This is a genomic window from Cupriavidus sp. UGS-1, assembly GCF_021213615.1.
GTDB lineage: Bacteria > Pseudomonadota > Gammaproteobacteria > Burkholderiales > Burkholderiaceae > Cupriavidus.
In genome coordinates this window covers 43,843-62,272 of record NZ_JAJQJF010000016.1, presented here as the reverse complement: position 1 = coordinate 62,272, position 18,430 = coordinate 43,843, and the positions used below count along the sequence as shown (strand labels likewise).

General features: G+C 66.2%; 18 protein-coding genes. All 18 read left to right on the top strand.

What is annotated here, in order from left to right; all coding sequences use genetic code 11:
* The first annotated feature begins 60 nt into the window (after window positions 1–60).
* Window positions 61–552, top strand: coding sequence for an NADH-quinone oxidoreductase subunit NuoI (gene nuoI / locus LRR16_RS18995; RefSeq protein WP_006576689.1), 492 nt, complete (start codon window positions 61–63; stop codon window positions 550–552).
* A gap of 158 nt (window positions 553–710) precedes the next feature.
* On the top strand, window positions 711–1,352 hold the full coding sequence (locus LRR16_RS18990; protein ID WP_232206811.1) for an NADH-quinone oxidoreductase subunit J: 642 nt from the start codon (window positions 711–713) through the stop codon (window positions 1,350–1,352).
* Window positions 1,353–1,367: 15 nt separating this feature from the next.
* On the top strand, window positions 1,368–1,673 hold the full coding sequence (gene nuoK / locus LRR16_RS18985) for an NADH-quinone oxidoreductase subunit NuoK (protein ID WP_006576687.1): 306 nt from the start codon (window positions 1,368–1,370) through the stop codon (window positions 1,671–1,673).
* 72 nt (window positions 1,674–1,745) lie between these two features.
* Window positions 1,746–3,854 (top strand): NADH-quinone oxidoreductase subunit L, encoded by a 2,109-nt coding sequence (gene nuoL / locus LRR16_RS18980; RefSeq protein WP_232206810.1) that lies wholly within the window; start codon window positions 1,746–1,748, stop codon window positions 3,852–3,854.
* 14 nt (window positions 3,855–3,868) lie between these two features.
* On the top strand, window positions 3,869–5,335 hold the full coding sequence (locus tag LRR16_RS18975) for an NADH-quinone oxidoreductase subunit M (protein WP_064573111.1): 1,467 nt from the start codon (window positions 3,869–3,871) through the stop codon (window positions 5,333–5,335).
* Between the two features lie 18 nt (window positions 5,336–5,353).
* The gene (nuoN, locus tag LRR16_RS18970) at window positions 5,354–6,829 is read left to right on the top strand and encodes an NADH-quinone oxidoreductase subunit NuoN (RefSeq protein ID WP_064573112.1); all 1,476 of its coding nucleotides are present in this window, start codon (window positions 5,354–5,356) and stop codon (window positions 6,827–6,829) included.
* A 34-nt stretch (window positions 6,830–6,863) separates the two neighbouring features.
* On the top strand, window positions 6,864–7,172 hold the full coding sequence (locus LRR16_RS18965; protein ID WP_006576683.1) for a DUF2818 family protein: 309 nt from the start codon (window positions 6,864–6,866) through the stop codon (window positions 7,170–7,172).
* 48 nt (window positions 7,173–7,220) lie between these two features.
* Window positions 7,221–7,865 carry an NUDIX domain-containing protein gene (locus LRR16_RS18960; protein ID WP_006576682.1) on the top strand — a complete coding sequence of 215 codons (645 nt, stop codon included), beginning with the start codon at window positions 7,221–7,223 and terminating at the stop codon, window positions 7,863–7,865.
* A gap of 310 nt (window positions 7,866–8,175) precedes the next feature.
* Window positions 8,176–8,637, top strand: a complete 462-nt coding sequence (locus LRR16_RS18955) for a DUF1178 family protein (RefSeq protein ID WP_232206809.1) — start codon at window positions 8,176–8,178, stop codon at window positions 8,635–8,637.
* 89 nt (window positions 8,638–8,726) lie between these two features.
* Complete coding sequence (locus LRR16_RS18950; protein ID WP_232206808.1) at window positions 8,727–9,929, top strand: acyl-CoA dehydrogenase family protein; 1,203 nt, start codon at window positions 8,727–8,729, stop codon at window positions 9,927–9,929.
* A gap of 13 nt (window positions 9,930–9,942) precedes the next feature.
* Window positions 9,943–11,061: an acyl-CoA dehydrogenase family protein gene (locus LRR16_RS18945; RefSeq protein WP_232206807.1), complete on the top strand. Its 1,119-nt coding sequence runs from the start codon at window positions 9,943–9,945 to the stop codon at window positions 11,059–11,061.
* A 230-nt stretch (window positions 11,062–11,291) separates the two neighbouring features.
* Entirely contained in the window at window positions 11,292–11,744 is a 453-nt protein-coding gene (locus LRR16_RS18940) for a MaoC family dehydratase (protein WP_064573115.1), read from the top strand.
* Between the two features lie 19 nt (window positions 11,745–11,763).
* Window positions 11,764–12,243, top strand: a complete 480-nt coding sequence (locus LRR16_RS18935; RefSeq protein WP_006576677.1) for a MaoC family dehydratase — start codon at window positions 11,764–11,766, stop codon at window positions 12,241–12,243.
* Window positions 12,244–12,445: 202 nt separating this feature from the next.
* Entirely contained in the window at window positions 12,446–13,702 is a 1,257-nt protein-coding gene (gene urtA, locus LRR16_RS18930; RefSeq protein WP_023263595.1) for an urea ABC transporter substrate-binding protein, read from the top strand.
* A gap of 244 nt (window positions 13,703–13,946) precedes the next feature.
* Window positions 13,947–15,596 (top strand): urea ABC transporter permease subunit UrtB, encoded by a 1,650-nt coding sequence (urtB, locus tag LRR16_RS18925; RefSeq protein ID WP_370646854.1) that lies wholly within the window; start codon window positions 13,947–13,949, stop codon window positions 15,594–15,596.
* Window positions 15,593–16,795: an urea ABC transporter permease subunit UrtC gene (gene urtC, locus LRR16_RS18920; RefSeq protein ID WP_232206806.1), complete on the top strand. Its 1,203-nt coding sequence runs from the start codon at window positions 15,593–15,595 to the stop codon at window positions 16,793–16,795. Before urtB ends, urtC begins: the two co-directional genes overlap by 4 nt.
* Before the next feature lie 8 nt (window positions 16,796–16,803).
* Window positions 16,804–17,652: an urea ABC transporter ATP-binding protein UrtD gene (urtD, locus tag LRR16_RS18915; RefSeq protein ID WP_232206805.1), complete on the top strand. Its 849-nt coding sequence runs from the start codon at window positions 16,804–16,806 to the stop codon at window positions 17,650–17,652.
* 50 nt (window positions 17,653–17,702) lie between these two features.
* On the top strand, window positions 17,703–18,395 hold the full coding sequence (gene urtE, locus LRR16_RS18910) for an urea ABC transporter ATP-binding subunit UrtE (protein ID WP_232206804.1): 693 nt from the start codon (window positions 17,703–17,705) through the stop codon (window positions 18,393–18,395).
* Window positions 18,396–18,430: the final 35 nt, after the last annotated feature.

Here is an 18,430-nt window from a genome sequence, read left to right as displayed (position 1 = left end):
GACCAAGCCGGGCTGCGGCGCACGCGCCGCGCCCGGTGGAATTACTAGGAAGCAATCGTCATGCTGCTCGCCATCAAGGACTTCTTCAACAGCCTGCTCCTGAAGGAACTCTTCAAGGGCATGGCCTTGACCGGCCGCTATCTCTTCGCCCGCAAGATCACGGTGCAGTTCCCCGAGGAGAAGACGCCGGTGTCGCCGCGCTTCCGCGGCCTGCACGCGCTGCGCCGCTATCCGAACGGCGAGGAGCGCTGCATCGCCTGCAAGCTGTGCGAAGCGGTCTGCCCGGCGCTGGCCATCACGATCGAGTCGGACGTGCGCGCCGACGGCACCCGCCGTACCACGCGCTACGACATCGATCTGACCAAATGCATTTTCTGCGGCTTCTGCGAGGAAGCCTGCCCGGTCGACGCGATCGTCGAAACCCAGATTCTCGAGTACCACGGCGAGAAGCGCGGCGACCTGTATTTCACCAAGGACATGCTGCTCGCGGTGGGCGACCGCTACGAGCCGCAGATCGCGGCGGCCAAGGCGGCGGACGCGAAGTACCGCTGATCGCCGGCCGTTCGCGCGAATCGGTGCGAACGGCGCGAATCCGGGCGAACCGGGCCGCAAGGCTACACATTGAATCGTGCCCCGCGAGGGGCAACTAGAAGGATGCCGCAGGGGCAGGCCACCGGGGGTGGGCTGTGCCGTGCGGCACGACGAGAACCATGGAATTCACGACCACCATCTTCTACGTCTTCGCAGTGGTGCTGGTGCTCTCCGCACTGAAAGTCATCACCGCCAGGAACCCGGTGCACTCGGCGCTGTACCTCGTGCTGTCGTTCTTCACGGCGGCCGCGCTGTGGATGCTGCTGCAGGCCGAATTCCTCGCCATCCTGCTGGTGCTGGTCTACGTCGGCGCCGTGATGGTGCTGTTTCTGTTCGTCGTGATGATGATCGATATCGATATCGAGCACCTGCGCCGCGACTTCTGGACCTATGTGCCGCTGGCCTCGGTGGTCGGCGCGCTGATCATCGCCGAGATGGCGATCGTGCTGGTGCGCAACTTCGTCGGCACCACGCAGCCGCTCAAGCCGATGCCGCAGGGGAGCGACTACTCGAACACCGGCGCGCTCGGCCAGCTGATCTACACCGACTACATCTACGCCTTCGAGGTGGCCGGCATCATCCTGCTGGTGGCCATCATCGCCGCGGTCGCGCTGACGCTGCGCCGCCGCAAGGACACCAAGGCGCAGGACGTGTCCGAACAGCTGCGCACCCGCCGCGCCGACCGCGTGCGGCTGGTTTCGATGCCGGCACAGACCGCGCAAGCCGCCGGCGAGCAAGCCGACGCCGCCAACAAGAACTGAAGATCGGGGAACGACGTGCTCTCTCTCGCCCATTTCCTGGTGCTCGGTGCGATCCTGTTTGCGATCAGCATCGTCGGCATCTTCCTGAACCGCAAGAACGTGATCGTGCTGCTGATGGCGATCGAGCTGATGCTGCTGGCGGTCAATATGAACTTCGTCGCCTTTTCGCACTATCTGGGCGATCTGGCCGGACAAGTCTTCGTTTTCTTCATCCTGACGGTGGCCGCCGCCGAGTCGGCGATCGGTCTGGCAATCCTGGTCGTGCTGTTCCGTAACCTGGACACGATCAACGTCGACGACCTGGACGCGCTCAAGGGCTGATGCCCGCGAGCCGATCCTGTCGAAACACGTCACCCAACCGACCGCACCCGACCGCACACCAACAAGCGTCCTATGGCAACCACGCTCAACCCCAACCTGCTGCTCGCGATTCCGCTGGCGCCGCTCGCCGGCGCGGCTATCGCGGGATTGTTCGGCACCAAGTTCTTCGGATCGTTCTCGTCGGAGACGCGCGCCGGCCGCGCCATCGCCCACACCGTGACCATTCTCGGTGTGGCGATCGCCTGCCTGCTGTCGCTGCTCGTGCTGCGCGACGTGATGGTGGATGGGGCCAGCTTCAACGCCACGGTCTATGAGTGGATGGTGCTGCCGTTCGCCGGCCACGAGCTCAAGATGGAGGTCGGCTTCCTGGTCGACTCGCTGACCGCGATGATGATGGTGGTGGTGACCTTCGTCTCGCTGATGGTGCATATCTACACCGTCGGCTACATGCAGGGCGACCCCGGCTACAACCGTTTCTTCGCCTATATCTCGCTGTTCACCTTCTCGATGCTGATGCTGGTGATGAGCAACAACTTCCTGCAGCTGTTCTTCGGCTGGGAAGCGGTGGGCCTCGTCTCGTATCTCCTGATCGGCTTCTGGTACACCCGTCCGACCGCGATCTTCGCCAACCTGAAGGCCTTCCTGGTCAACCGCGTCGGCGACTTCGGCTTCATCCTGGGCATCGGCCTGCTGCTGGCCTACAGCGGCAGCCTGAACTACACCGAGGTGTTCGCCGCGCGCGACCAGCTGGCGACCGTGACCTTCCCGGGCACCGACTGGATGATGCTGACGGTGGCGTGCATCTGCCTGTTCATCGGCGCGATGGGCAAGTCGGCGCAGTTCCCGCTGCACGTGTGGCTGCCCGACTCGATGGAAGGCCCGACCCCGATCTCGGCGCTGATCCACGCGGCCACCATGGTGACCGCCGGCATCTTCATGGTCAGCCGCATGTCGCCGCTGTTCGAGCTGTCCGACGCCGCGCTGTCCTTCGTGCTGGTGATCGGCGCGATCACCGCGCTGTTCATGGGTTTCCTGGGCATCATCCAGAACGACATCAAGCGCGTGGTCGCATACTCGACGCTGTCGCAACTGGGCTACATGACGGTCGCGCTGGGCGCCTCGGCCTACCAGGTCGCGGTGTTCCACCTGATGACCCACGCGTTCTTCAAGGCGCTGCTGTTCCTGGCCGCGGGCTCGGTGATCATCGGCATGCACCATGACCAGGACATCCGCAACATGGGCGGCCTGCGCAAGTACATGCCGATCACCTGGATCACCTCGCTGGTCGGTTCGCTGGCGCTGATCGGTACGCCGTTCTTCTCGGGCTTCTACTCGAAGGACTCGATCATCGAGGCCGTGGCCGAGTCGCACATCGCCGGTTCGGGCTTCGCCTACTTTGCCGTGATGGCCGGTGTGTTCGTCACCGCGTTCTATTCGTTCCGCATGTACTTCCTGGTGTTCCACGGCGAGGAGCGCTTCGGCAAGCCGCACCTGCACCACGACCACGCCGAGGAAGAGGAAGAGGCGCATGGCGACGACCATCACCATGGCCTGGCGCCGGGCGAGAAGCCGCACGAGTCGCCGTGGGTCGTGACGCTGCCGCTGGTGCTGCTGGCGATCCCGTCGGTGGTGATCGGGGCGATCGCGATCGAGCCGATGCTGTTCGGCGACTTCTTCAAGAACGGCGTGGCCTTCCAGGACGTGATCTTCGTCGGCGAAAACCATCACGCGATGCGCGAGCTCGCCGGGATGTTCCACGGCTGGGTCGCGATGGGCATCCACTCGCTGCAGACCCCGGTGCTGTGGCTCGCGCTGGCCGGCGTGGTGCTGTCGTGGTTCTTCTACATGAAGCGCCCCGACATCCCGGCCGCGATCCAGCAGCGCTTCAGCGGCGTGTACAAGTTGCTCGACAACAAGTACTACATGGACGCCATCAACGAAGCGGTGTTCGCCCGCGGCGCGCGCCTGATCGGCACGGGCCTGTGGAAGGGCGGCGACCAGGGCCTGATCGACGGCCTGCTGGTCAACGGCGCCGCGCGTGTGGTCGGCTGGGTCGCCTCGGTCAGCCGCTACGTGCAGTCCGGCTATATCTATCACTACGCATTCGCGATGATCCTGGGCATGCTGGTGCTGCTGTCGATCACGATCTTCGGCTCGGCTAGCGCGGTGGGCGCCAAGTAAGGAATACAACGAAAATGGTTCTCTCTTTCGCTATCTGGCTGCCTATCTTTTTCGGCTTGCTGGTGCTGGCTTTCGGCTCGGATCGCAGCCCGGGCTTTGTCCGCTGGACCGCGCTGTTCGGCTCGATCGTCAGCTTCCTGGTCACGCTGCCGCTGATCCTGAACTTCGACCGCGGCACCGCGCAGATGCAGTTCGTCGAGAAGTACTCGTGGATCGAGCGCTTCAACATCAACTACCACCTCGGCGTCGACGGCATCTCGATGTGGTTCGTCGTGCTGACCGCCTTCATCACGGTGATCGTCGTGATCGCCGGCTGGGAGGTCATCACCGAGCGCGTGGCGGCCTACATGGCCTCGTTCCTGATCTTGTCGGGCATCATGGTCGGCGTGTTCGCCTCGCTTGACGGCATGCTGTTCTACGTGTTCTTCGAGGCCACGCTGATCCCGATGTACATCATCATCGGCGTCTGGGGCGGTCCGAACCGGGTCTACGCGGCCTTCAAGTTCTTCCTGTACACGCTGCTCGGTTCGCTGCTGACGCTGGTCGCGCTGCTGTACCTGTACAACAAGACCGGCAGCTTCGAGATCCTGCAATGGCATCAGGCCAAGCTGTCGATGAACGAGCAGGTGCTGCTGTTCCTGGCGTTCTTCCTGGCCTTCGCGGTCAAGGTGCCGATGTGGCCGGTCCATACCTGGTTGCCCGACGCCCACGTCGAGGCGCCGACCGGCGGCTCGGTGGTGCTGGCCGCGATCATGCTGAAGCTGGGCGCCTACGGCTTCCTGCGCTTCTCGCTGCCGATCGCGCCGGACGCCAGCCACAGCCTGGCCGCGTTCATCATCGCGATCTCGCTGGTGGCGGTGATCTACATCGGCCTGGTGGCGATGGTGCAGGCCGACATGAAGAAGCTGGTCGCGTACTCGTCGATCGCGCACATGGGCTTCGTCACGCTGGGCTTCTTCATCTTCAGCGAGATCGGCATCGAGGGCGGCATCGTGCAGATGATTTCGCACGGCTTCATCTCGGGCGCGATGTTCCTTTGCATCGGCGTGCTCTATGACCGCGTGCACTCGCGCCAGATCGCCGACTACGGCGGCGTGGTCAACACGATGCCGAAGTTCGCGGCGTTCGCGGTGTTCTTCGCGATGGCCAACAGCGGCCTGCCGGCCACCTCGGGCTTCGTCGGCGAATGGATGGTGATCCTGGGCGGCGTCCAGTACAACTTCTGGATCGGCCTGGCGGCCGCTACCTCGCTGATCCTGGGCGCGGCCTATTCGCTGTGGATGGTCAAGCGCGTGGTGTTCGGCGATATCAAGCACCAGCACGTCGCCGAGCTGGTCGACCTGAACAAGCGCGAGTTCGTCATGCTGGGCCTGCTGGCCGCGATGACGCTGTACATGGGCCTGCATCCGAAACCCTTTACCGATGTGATGCACGCATCGGTGGTCAACCTGCTGTCGCACGTGGCGCAGTCCAAGCTGTAAGCAGGGAGAGAACGAATCATGGAATCGACCACGACTTGGGCGCCTGTGGCCCCGATCATCTTCCTGGCGATCGCCATCGCGGCGGTCAACTGGATCGACCTCGCGCGCGGCAAGAACCGCACGAGCGTCGCCTATCCGCTGTCGCTGCTGATCACGCTGGTGCTGACCGTCTGGTTCGGCCTGAACGCCGCCAACGGCGAGACCCACTACGCGTTCTCGAACCTGGCCGTGATCGACCCGATGGCCAACGTGCTGGCCTCGTTCTCGGCGCTGGCGCTGTTCGTGACGCTGGTCTACACCCGCCGCTACCTCGGCGACCGTGACCTGTACGCCGGCGAGTTCTACATGCTGGCGCTGTTCACGCTGGGCGGCCAGATCGTGATGATCACCGGCAACAACTTCCTGACGCTGTATCTCGGCGTGGAACTGCTGTCGCTGTCGTCGTACGCGCTGGTCGCGCTGCGCCGCGATTCGCGCGTGACCTCCGAATCGGCGATGAAGTACTTCGTGCTGGGCGCGCTGGCTTCGGGCTTCCTGCTGTACGGCATGTCGATGATGTACGGCGCCACCGGGTCGCTGAACCTGGGCGAGGTGTTCCGCGTGGTCGAGTCCGGCCGCGTCAACACGACGATGCTGGCCTTCGGCGTGGTCTTCCTGGTCGCCGGCCTGGCCTTCAAGCTGGGTGCCGCACCGTTCCACATGTGGATTCCGGACATCTACCAGGGCTCGCCGACCGCGGTGACGCTGCTGATCGCCGGTGCGCCGAAGCTGGCCGCGTTCGCGATGACGCTGCGCATCCTGGTCGAGGGCCTGCTGCCGCTGGCGGTGGACTGGCAGCTGATGCTGTCGGTGCTGGCGGTGGTGTCGCTGGCGATCGGCAACCTGACCGCGATCGTGCAGAGCAACCTGAAGCGGATGCTGGCGTATTCGACGATCTCGCACATGGGCTTCCTGCTGCTGGGCATGCTGTCGGGCGTGGCCGGCGGCCAGACCGACGGCGCCGCCAGCGCCTACGGCTCGGCGATGTTCTACGCGGTCACGTATGTGCTGACCACGCTGGGCACCTTCGGCATCATCCTGCTGCGCACCAACAAGGGCTTCGAGGCCGAGACGCTGGAAGACCTGAAGGGCATGTCGCGCAAGAACCCGTGGTTCGCGCTGCTGATGCTGGTGATGATGTTCTCGCTGGCCGGCATCCCGCCGACCGTGGGCTTCTACGCCAAGCTGGCGGTGCTCGAGGCGGTGGTCGCGGCGGGCATGTCGTGGCTGGCCGTGGTGGCGGTGCTGTTCTCGCTGATCGGCGCGTTCTACTACCTGCGCATCGTCAAGCTGATGTACTTCGACGTGCCGGCCGGCGAGGAAACGCTGGAGGCCTCGGGCGGCCTGCGTTCGCTGCTGAGCCTGAACGGCCTGGTCATCGTCGTGCTGGGCATCTTCCCGGCCGCGCTGATGAACCTGTGCTACCAGGTCGTGCGCACCACGCTGGGCGCCTGAGCGCCCGGCCGACACGCGCACCACGCACACCACAATGAGCGCATCCGCGGGCGGCTGGTTTGTCATCCTGCTGGCATTGGCCTGTGCCAATCTGCCGTTCGTCAACCAGCGCCTGTTCGCGGTCATTCCGCTCGGCAAGCCGCGCAAGCCGTTCTGGATGCGGCTCGCCGAGCTGATCGTCTACTATCTGTTGGTCGGCGCGGTCGGCTTCGCGGTCGAGGCCGGCCTGGGCAACCGCTTCGCCCAGGGCTGGCAGTTCTACGCGATCACCGCCTGCCTGATGCTGGTGTTCGCCTTCCCCGGCTACACCTGGCAGTACCTGGTCAAACATCGCGCGAGCTGACGCCGAATCCGGCATGACCTTCGGCGGCCTCGCCATCCCGGAGGGTTCATGTCGTCATCCCGATCCCAAGGCGCCAACGCCGCCTCCCTGGTTTCGCCCGAAGCGCTCGACGCGGGCGGCGACGACCATCTGAAGGAAGTCCCCCTGGCGTCCGCGACGCTGCACCGGGGCAAGTTTCTGACGCTGAAGCAGGACATCGTGCGGCTGCCCGACGGCAAGCAGGCCGGCCGCGAATATGTCGAGCATCCGGGCGCGGTGATGATGATCCCGCTGTTCGACGACGGCACCGTGCTGGTGGAGCGCCAGTTCCGCTATGCGGTGCGCGAGGTCATGCTGGAATTCCCGGCCGGCAAGCTCGATCCGCAGGAAGGGGCGCAGCGCTGCGGCGAGCGCGAGCTGCGCGAGGAGACCGGCTACAGCGCCGCGCGCTGGGACTATCTGACCCGCATCCACCCGGTGATCTCGTACTCGACCGAGTTCATCGACCTGTTCCTGGCGCGCGACCTGACCGCCGGCGAGGCGGCGCTCGACGACGGCGAATTCCTGGAAACGCTGATCGTGCCGGCGGGGCAGGTGATCGACTGGGTCCGCCAGGGCCGCATCACCGACGTCAAGACCATCATCGGGGCGTTCTGGCTGGAAAAGGTGCTGTCGGGTACATGGCAGCCGGGGGAGCAGACGGTGCCGGGTTGATCCCGGCCCGCTGCTTGTGCGAGCGCTGCTGCCCTCTCCCCCAGGCCCTCTCCCGCAAGCGGGAGCGGGGAGCGAACCGCCTGGTGGCGGTGTGCCAAGGGTGTTCTCCCTCTCCCGCTTGCGGGGGAGGGCCGGGGAAAGGGCCGGGGAAAGGGCCGGGGAGAGGGCAACCCACCTTTAAATTCGGCGAGACGCTACCATCTTCCCCAGACGCCAGCCCCAGGCTGGCCGCGGTCAGGAAAAAATTAGAACGACCGTTCACAAATTTGCGATTCACGGCTAATATTTGCTTTGACGGGCTGGAAACATCATGAAGGTGCTCGACCTGCGCTGCGCGCATGACCATCGGTTCGAAGGCTGGTTTGCTTCGGAGGACGATGCGCAGTCGCAGATTTCGCGCGATCTCGTTCAGTGTCCTGTCTGCGGCGACCACGCGGTGACGCGGCTGCCGAGCGCCCCGCGCCTGAATCTGTCCCGCGCGGCCGAGCGCCAGCCGGCTGCTCAGGCGCCGGCGCGGCAGGCACAGGCGGTCCCGCAGGCGGCGCAGGCTCTGCAATCGCTGTATCTGCAGGCGGTCAGGCAGGTGCTGGCGCAGACCGAGGACGTGGGGCCGCGCTTTGCCGAGGAGGCCAGGCGCATGCATTACGACGAGGCACCGGAACGCGGCATCCGCGGGACGGCGTCGCCGGAGGAAGTGCAGGCGCTCGCCGAAGAGGGCATCGAAACGTTTCCGCTCGTGGTGCCGGATGCGCTGAAGCAGACGGCTCACTGAATCGCGTCCCGTGCCCGCCTTCGCGCCGGTGCGAGGGTGCGTTGGCCAGAACAATTTGCCGGCCGCAGCCGGCATCACTGGAGACGGGCATGGATCTCAATTACACGGCGGCCGACAACGCCTTCCGCGAGGAAGTGCGCAGCTGGCTGGAAGCCAACCTGCCGGCGGACATTCGCGCCAAGATTCTGAATCACCGCCGGCCCAACCGCGACGATCTGGTGCGCTGGCACAAGATCCTGGCGGGCAAGGGCTGGTCGGCGCCGCACTGGCCGGTCGAGTACGGCGGCACCGGCTGGAACGCGACCCAGCGCCATATCTGGGATGAGGAAAATGCCCGCGTCGGCGCGCCCGGCGTGCTGCCCTTCGGCGTCGCGATGGTCGCGCCGGTGATCATGAAGTACGGCAACGAGCAGCAGAAGTCGTACTACCTGCCGCGCATCCTGGACTGCACCGACTGGTGGTGCCAGGGCTATTCGGAGCCGGGCTCGGGCTCGGACCTGGCCTCGCTGAAGACCCGCGCCGAACTGACTCCGGACGGCAAGCACTACATCGTCAACGGCCAGAAGACCTGGACCACGCTCGGCCAGCATGCCGACATGATCTTCTGCCTGGTCCGCACCGACCCCGAAGCCAAGAAGCAGGAGGGCATCTCGTTCCTGCTGATCGACATGAAGACGCCGGGCATCACCGTGCGTCCGATCATCATGCTCGACGAGGACCACGAGGTGAACGAGGTCTTCTTCGACAACGTCCAGGTGCCGGTCGAGAACCGCGTCGGCGAGGAGAACAAGGGCTGGACCTACGCCAAGTACCTGCTCGGCCATGAGCGCACCGGCATTGCCCGCGTCGGCAATTCCAAGCGCGAGCTCGGCTTCCTGAAGCGCGTCGCGCGCCAGCAGCAGAAGAACGGCAAGCCGCTGCTGGAGGATCCGGTGTTCGGCGCCAAGGTCGCCGCGCTGGAGATCGAGCTGATGGCGCTGGAAATCACCGTGCTGCGCGTGGTGTCGAGCGAGAGCGCCGGCAAGGGCCCCGGCCCCGAGGCCTCGCTGCTGAAGATCAAGGGCACCGAGATCCAGCAGATGCTGACCGAGCTGATGGTCGAAGCCGTCGGCCCGTACGCGCAGCCGTTCGACCGCGACTACCTGGAGTGCGAGACCGAGCATGCGGTGACCGGCTACGACGATGCCGCGCCGCTGGCCGCGTACTACTTCAACTTCCGCAAGACCTCGATCTACGGCGGATCCAACGAAATCCAGAAGAACATCATCAGCCAGATGATCCTGGGGCTGTGAGGAGACAGGAACCATGAACTTCAATCTCAGCGACGAGCAGAAGCAACTGGCTGATGCGGTACGCCGCTTCATCGACAAGAGCTACGACTTCGAGTCCCGCAAGAAGGCCTACAAGAGCGAGACCGGCTACAGCGAGGCGGCCTGGAACGCGCTGGTCGAACTCGGCCTGACCGCGCTGCCGGTGCCCGAGGCGCAGGGCGGCTTCAACGGGTCGGCCATCGACATGATGGTGGTGATGCAGGAGCTGGGCCGCGGCCTGGTGGTCGAGCCCTATCTGGCGACGGTGACCGCCGCCTACGCGCTGAAGCAGGCCGGCGGCCAGGACGCGGTGCTCGAACAGGTTGCCGGCGGCGAAATCAAGCTGGCCACCGCGTTCAACGAGCGCGAGGCACGCTACACGCTGAACGACGTGCGCGTGACCGCCAAGGGCGGCAAGCTGAACGGCACCAAGGTCGTGGCGATCCACGGCGGCCAGGCCGACAAGCTGGTGGTGTCGGCGCGCAGCGGCGGCGGCAACGCCGACCAGGACGGTATCTCGCTGTTCCTGGTCGATGCCAAGGCGCCGGGCGTCACCATCCGCGACTACCGCACGATCGACAACCTGCACGCGGCCGATATCACGTTCCAGGACGCCTCTGGCGAACTGCTGGGCACCGAGGGCCAGGCCTGGGCGCTGCTCGAGCAGGTCGCCGACTACGCCGCGGTGCTGCTGTGCGCCGAGGCCGTGGGCGTGATGGACACGCTGACAGCCGCCACCATCGAGTACGCCAAGACGCGCCAGCAGTTCGGCGTGCCGATCGCGCGCTTCCAGGCGCTGCAGCACCGCATGGTCGAGATGTTCATCCATGCGGAGCAGTCGCGCTCGATCACGCTGCTGGCCGCGGCCCGCTTCGACGAGGCCAGCCCCGAGGAGCGCCGCCGCTACGTGTCCGCCGCCAAGGCGCGGGTCGGACAGGCGGCGCGCACGGTCGGCCAGGAAGCGGTGCAGATCCACGGCGGCATGGGCGTGACCGACGAACTGCCGGCCGCGCACATGTTCAAGCGGCTGACGCTGATCAACACGACCTTTGGCGACGTCGACCACCATCTTGGCCGCTTCGCCAGCCTGCCGGAATTCCAGCAGGCGGCATGATGGCCAGCCGCTGAGGCAAGCAAGGCCGCGCTCGGGCTGAACGTCCGGCGCGGCTTTTTGCATTCCGGGTTTCTCCCCTCTCCCGCGTGCGGGAGAGGGGAGGGGGAGAGGGCAGCGGCGGTCGCTATGTACGTGGCGACTGAAACCACCCCTCTCCCCGACCCTCTCCCCTGAGGGGAGAGGGGGAACACACTCGCTACATTGTCGATACCGACAACCACGGAGACCCCATGTCCGACACCATGTACTTCGAAGACTTCGTCGTCGGCAGCCGGCGCGAGCTCGGCTCGCGGCTGATCACCGAGGACGAGATCGTCAGCTTTGCCACGCAATACGATCCGCAGCCGTTCCACGTCGACAAGGAGGCGGCGAAGAAGAGCATCTACGGCGGCCTGATCTCGAGCGGCTGGATGACCTGCGCGGTGATGATGCGCATGCTGGTCGACAACATGACATCGAAATCCGCCAGCATGGGCTCGCCTGGGGTCGACGAGATCCGCTGGCTCAAGCCGGTCTATGCCGGCGACACGCTGACCGTGTTTGTCGCGGTGCTGGACAAGCGGCCGTCGCAGTCCAAGCCCGATCGCGGCGTCGTGCACACGCAGTGGGAGGCGGTCAACCAGCGCGGCGAGCTGGTCTGCACCGTCAAGGGCATGGGCATGTATGGCCGCCGGCCGGCCTGACATTGGACAAGGAGAGAAGATGCGCACCATCGCTTCGCTGGAAGAACTCGAGGGCCTGCAGGGGCAGGAGGTCGCCGTCAGCGACTGGACCGAGATCACGCAGCACCAGGTCAATCTGTTCGCCGAGGCGACCGGCGACCATCAATGGATCCACGTCGATCCCGAACGCGCGCGGCGCGAATCGCCGTTCGGCGCGCCGGTCGCGCACGGCTTCCTGACGCTGTCGCTGCTGCCCGCGCTGATGCAGAGTGCGATGCAGATGCCGGGCGTCAAGATCGGCGTCAACTACGGCCTGAACCGCGTGCGCTTCACCGCGCCGGTGCCGGTCGGCAGCCGGCTGCGCGCGCGCATCAAGCTGCTGAAGGTCGAGCGCATCGCGCCGCCGCCCAATGCACCGGACCTGGTCGGCGCGCAGTCGACCTGGGAGGTCACGATCGAGCGCGAGGGCAGCGACCGTCCGGTCTGCGTCGCCGAATCGATCAGCCGGCGCTATTCCTGACGCCCCGGCGCGGTGCGCCGCACCGCTTTGCGTCATCGCACCATCGTGATGCAAGGCGCCGGCGCACCGCCACGGTGCCGTCATCTCGATGCAGTTCCCCACGCGGCCACAGGCCGCGTTCTTTTTTGGTGGCACGCTAGTTGCAGAAGTCCCTGCCGGGGTGCGTTCTTCCTCGAACACCAATACGAGCTAGGGAGCTGCAATGAAACGACGTGAGATATTGAAGCTGTCGGCGGTGGCCGCCGCGGCGATGATCGGTACCAGCCCGCTGGCGATCGCGCAATCGAAAGAGCCGATCAAGGTGGGCGTGCTGCATTCGCTGTCGGGCACGATGGCGATCTCGGAGACGTCGCTGAAGGACGTCGCGCTGATGGCCATCGACGAGATCAACAAGAGCGGCGGCGTGCTGGGCCGCAAGCTGGTGCCGGTAGTCGTCGATCCCGCGTCGAACTGGCCGCTGTTCGCCGAGAAGGCGCGCCAGCTGATCAGCAACGACAAGGTTGCGGTGACCTTCGGCTGCTGGACCTCGGTGTCGCGCAAGTCGGTGCTGCCGGTCTACGAGGAACTGAACGCGCTGCTGTTCTATCCGGTGCAGTACGAGGGCGAGGAGATGTCGAAGAACGTCTTCTACACCGGCGCGGCGCCGAACCAGCAGGCCATTCCCGCGGTCGAGTACCTGATGAGCAAGGAGGGCGGCGGCGCGAAGCGCTTCTTCCTGCTGGGCACCGACTACGTGTATCCGCGCACCACCAACAAGATCCTGCGCGCATTCCTGAAGAGCAAGGGCGTGGCCGACAAGGATATCGAGGAGGTCTACACGCCGTTCGGCCACAGCGATTACCAGACCATCGTCGCCAACATCAAGAAGTTCTCGCAGGGCGGCCGCACCGCGGTGATCTCGACGATCAACGGCGACTCCAATGTGCCGTTCTACAAGGAGCTGGGCAACGCGGGCCTGAAGGCCAAGGACGTGCCGGTGGTCGCGTTCTCGGTCGGCGAGGAAGAACTGCGCGGCATCGATACCAAGCCGCTGGTCGGCCATCTGGCCGCATGGAACTACTTCATGTCGGTCAAGAACCCGGAGAACGACGCGTTCAAGAAGCAATGGGCGTCCTGGGTCCAGGCCAACAAGCTGCCGGGCGGCGACAAGCGCGTGACCAACGATCCGATGGAAGCGACCTACGTCGGCATCCATATGTGGGCGCAGGCGGTCAAGAAGGCCGGCACCACCGATCCGAACAAGGTCCGCGCCGCGATGATCGGCCAGACCTTCAAGGCGCCGAGCGGCTTCACGCTGACGATGGGCGAGAACCACCATCTGTACAAGCCGGTGATGATCGGCGAGGTCAAGGGCGATGGCCAGTTCTCGGTCGTCTGGAAGACGCCGAAGCCGCTGCGCGCGCAGCCGTGGAGCCCGTTCATCGCGGGCAACGAGGGCAAGCCGGACAAGGTGATGTGAGGCTTCGTGCGGGAGAGGGTGGCAAACCACCCCCTCTCCCCGACCCTCTCCCCCTGAGGGGGAGAGGGAGAACACCGTCGGTACTCTGATTCCGCTGGACGGAGAGGGAGAAGACCGTCGGTTCTCTCGCAGGTTTTCTTCTCTCCCGCTTGCGGGAGAGGGGCGGGGGAGAGGTAGCGGCGCTCGCTATCCCACTGCCATCCGCTTCAAGCCCACTCCATCATCCAGGACACTACCCATTTCCATGTCCCGACCCATGCTGCTCCGCGCCTCCTGGTGGCGCGCCACGCTTGCCGTGCTGCTGGTGCTGCCGCTGCTGCTGGCCGCCCCTGCGCTGTGGGCCGCCACCGCGCTGACCCAGGCCGACCTGCAGCCGCTGGCCGAAGACGACTTCGACGCCAAGCGCGCCGCCATCGCCGCGCTGGCCAAGGCCGATCCGAAGCAGGCTGGCCCGATCCTGCGGGCACTGCAGGACGACACGCTGCAGTTCGCGCCGGGCATCGGCATGGTGCGCGTTCACGGCGAGCGTGCGATCGACGCGATCACCGGCAAGCCGGTCGAGGTCGATGCCGGCGCGCTGCAATCGCTGACCCTGAACAACAGCCTGCGCGCGCAGGTCGACGGCGCGGCCGGCAGCCTGCTGCTGGCGTCGCCGGACGCCACGGTGCGCGCGCAGGCGATCGCGGCGCTGCTGGAGCGCCCCGAGGACGCGCCGCGCGAGGCCGTCGCCGCCGCACGCCAGTCGGAAGCCGACACCGCGCTGCGCGGCAGGCTCGACGTGATCTGGGCCAATACCGTGCTCGCCGACGGCAGCCGCGACCAGCGGCTGGAGGCGATTCGCATCCTAGGCCGCGACAGCGACCCGGCCACGCGCCAGCGGCTGCAGCCGCTGGTTGAGCGCGACGACAGCGGCCAGTACCGCGAGCCCGACGCGCAACTGCGTGCCGCCGCGCAGCAGGCCCTCGACAATCTGCGCGCCAGTGAACGCCAGGCCGAGCTGATCGGCAACCTGTTCGCGGGCCTGAGCCTGGGCAGCGTGCTGCTGCTGGCCGCGCTGGGCCTGGCCATCACCTATGGCCTGATCGGCGTGATCAACATGGCCCATGGCGAATTCCTGATGATCGGCGCCTATGCGACCTGGCTGGTGCAGTCGCTGTTCCGCACCTATCTGCCCGATGCGTTCGACTGGTATCTGCCGGCGGCCTTGCCCGCGGCCTTCCTCGCCGCCGCCGCGGTCGGCTTCGTGCTGGAGCGGCTGGTGCTGCGCCATCTGTACGGCCGTCCGCTGGAAACGCTGCTGGCGACCTTCGGCATCAGCCTGCTGCTGATGCAGGCGGTGCGGATGCTGTTCGGCGCGCAGAACGTCGAGGTGGCGAACCCCAGCTGGATGAGCGGCGGCGTGCAGTGGATGCCGGGACTGGTGATTCCGTACAACCGCATCGTCATCGTCGTGTTCGCGCTGGCCGTGGTGGCGATCGCCTGGGCCGTGCTCAATCGCACCCGGCTCGGGCTGTTCGTGCGCGCCACCACGCAGAACCGCACGATGGCAGCCTGCGTCGGCGTACGGACCTGGAAGGTCGACAGCTATGCGTTTGCCTTCGGCGCGGGCATCGCCGGGCTCGGCGGCTGCGCGTTGTCGCAGATCGGCAATGTCGGCCCGGACCTGGGGCAGGCCTACATCATCGATTCCTTCATGGTGGTCGTCCTCGGCGGCGTCGGGCAGCTGGCCGGCACCATCGTCGGCGCCTTCGGCCTGGGGATCATCAACAAGTTCATCGAGCCGTTCTACGGCGCGGTGCTGGCCAAGATCATCGTCCTGGTGCTGATCGTGCTGTTCATCCAGAAGCGGCCGCAGGGACTGTTCGCGCTCAAGGGGCGCAGCGCGGAGGCATGATGCAAAGCTCGATCGATCCTTCAACGCGCGCCTTCACGCTGGCGGTGCCCCCGCGCCAGCCGCTGTTCTCCACGCGCGGCTGGCTGGCGCTGGCGCTGGTCGCGCTGCTCGCCGCCGTGGCGGTGCCGGTGTGCGCACTGGTGCTGCCCGACACGCATCCGCTGCATCTGTCGGCCTATGCGCTGACGCTGATCGGCAAGATCATGTGCTTCGCGCTGGCGGCGATCGCGCTCGATCTGGTGTGGGGCTACTGCGGCATCCTGAGCCTGGGCCACGGGCTGTTCTTCGCGCTCGGCGGCTATGCGATGGGCATGTACCTGATGCGCGCGATCGGCCGCGACGGTGTCTATCGCAGCGAGCTGCCCGACTTCATGGTGTTCCTCGACTGGAAGGAGCTGCCGTGGTTCTGGCACGGCACCGAGCATCTGGGCTACGCGCTGCTGCTGGTGGTGCTGGTGCCCGGCGTGCTGGCCTGGCTGTTCGGCTTCTTCGCGTTCCGCTCGCGCATCAAGGGCGTCTACCTGTCGATCATCACGCAGGCGATGACCTATGCCGCGATGCTGCTGTTCTTCCGCAACGAGACAGGCTTCGGCGGCAACAACGGCTTCACCGACTTCAAGCGCATCGCCGGCTTCGCGATCGCCGCACCCGAGACGCGCACCGTGCTGTTCGTACTGACCGCGTTCGCGCTGCTGGGCGGGCTGATCGCCTGCCGCTATATCGTGACCTCGAAGCTTGGCCGCGTGGTCACCGCGGTGCGCGATGCCGAGACGCGCGTGATGTTCTCCGGCTACAACCCGCTCGGCTACAAGCTGTTCGTCTGGACCTTCTCGGCGGTGCTGTGCGGCATCGCGGGCGCGCTGTATGTGCCGCAGGTCGGCATCATCAATCCGGGCGAGATGTCGCCGGCGAACTCGATCGAGATGGCGGTCTGGGTCGCGGTCGGCGGACGCGGCACGCTGATCGGTCCGGTGATCGGCGCGTTCCTCGTCAATGGCGCCAAGACGCTGTTCACCGCGCATTTCGCCGAGTACTGGCTGTTCCTGCTCGGCGCGATGTTCGTGCTGGTGACGCTGTATCTGCCAAACGGCGTCGTGGGGCTGCTGGTTCGCCTGCGGCGGGGTGGCGCGGCGGGTGCAACGGCGGCACCCAAGCCTGCGCCCGTGGCGGTGCCTGCCGGCAGCGGAGGAAAGGCATGAACGCCGCAATGAAAGAACGCCACGACGCGGCGCAGGCCGAAAGCGGCGACGCCACCGGCCTGGGCCGCGTGCTCGAGCGCGGCGCCATCGACGTCTCGCACGGCCCGATCCTGTATCTGGAGGACGTCACCGTGCAGTTCGACGGCTTCCGCGCTTTGAACCGGCTGACGCTGTCGATCGACCACGGCGAACTGCGCTGCGTGATCGGCCCCAATGGCGCGGGCAAGACCACGATGATGGATGTGATCACCGGCAAGACCGGGCCACGCAATGCCTCGGTCAGCGGCCGCGTGTTCCTTGGCCAGAGCATCGACCTGATGCGGCTGAACGAGCCGACCATCGCGCAGACCGGCATCGGCCGCAAGTTCCAGAAGCCGACCGTGTTCGAGCAGCACGCGGTGTGGGAGAACCTGGAGCTGGCGATGAAGGCCGACAAGCACTGGTGGTCGTCGCTGCGCGCACGGCTCGACGCCGATGGCCGCCGCCGCATCGAGCAGACGCTGGCGCTGACGGGCCTGGAGGACGAGGCCTACCGGCCGGCGGGGCTGTTGTCGCACGGCCAGAAGCAGCGTCTCGAGATCGGCATGCTGCTGATGCAGCGGCCGCAGCTGTTGTTGCTCGACGAGCCGGTGGCCGGCATGACCGACGAGGAAACGATGCAGCTGGCCAAGCTGCTCAATGGCCTGCGGGGCAGCTGCTCGATGATGGTGGTCGAGCACGACATGGAATTCGTTGCCGCGCTGGCGGGCGAGGCCGGCAAGGTCACGGTGCTGGCGGAGGGCAGCGTGCTGGCCGAGGGCACGCTGGACGCGGTCAAGCGCGACGAGCGCGTGATCGAATCGTATTTGGGGCGCTGAACGGCGGCGCTGAACGGCGGCGCGGAATGGAAGCGCAGAAAGGAAAACCGATGCTGCAAGTCAGCGGATTGAACCAGTACTACGGCGGCAGCCATATCCTGCGCGACGTCAGCTTCGACGTGCCGGAGGGCCGGCTGACCACGCTGCTCGGCCGCAACGGCGTGGGCAAGAGCACGCTGCTGAAATGCCTGATGGGCGTGGTGCCGACCCGCAGCGGCACCATCCGCTGGCACGGCCGGACGCTGGACAAGGCGCCGCCCTACGAGCGCGTCGCCGCGGGCCTGGCCTATGTGCCGCAGGGCCGCGAGATCTTTCCGCGGCTGACCGTCGAAGAGAACCTGCTGATCGGCGCCGCCAGCCGCGGCAAGCCGGCCGGCGTGCCCGACCGCATCTACCAGCTGTTTCCGGTGCTGCGCACGATGCAGCAGCGCCGCGGCGGCGACCTGTCGGGCGGACAGCAACAGCAGCTGGCGATCGGCCGCGCGCTGATGAGCGAGCCGAAGCTGCTGATCCTCGACGAGCCGACCGAAGGCATCCAGCCGTCGATCATCCAGGACATCGGCCGCGCGTTGCGGCTGCTGGTCGACGAGTTCGGCATGACGGTGCTGCTGGTCGAGCAGTACTACGAGTTCGCGCGCTATCTGGCCGATCACTACGTGGTGATGAGCCGCGGGGAGGTGGTGGCCAGCGGCGAGGGCGGGCGAATGGAAGAGCAGGGCGTGCGGGAAATGATCGCGGTCTAGGCCGTGGCTCATCTTCGCCTTCGCTCGATCGATCG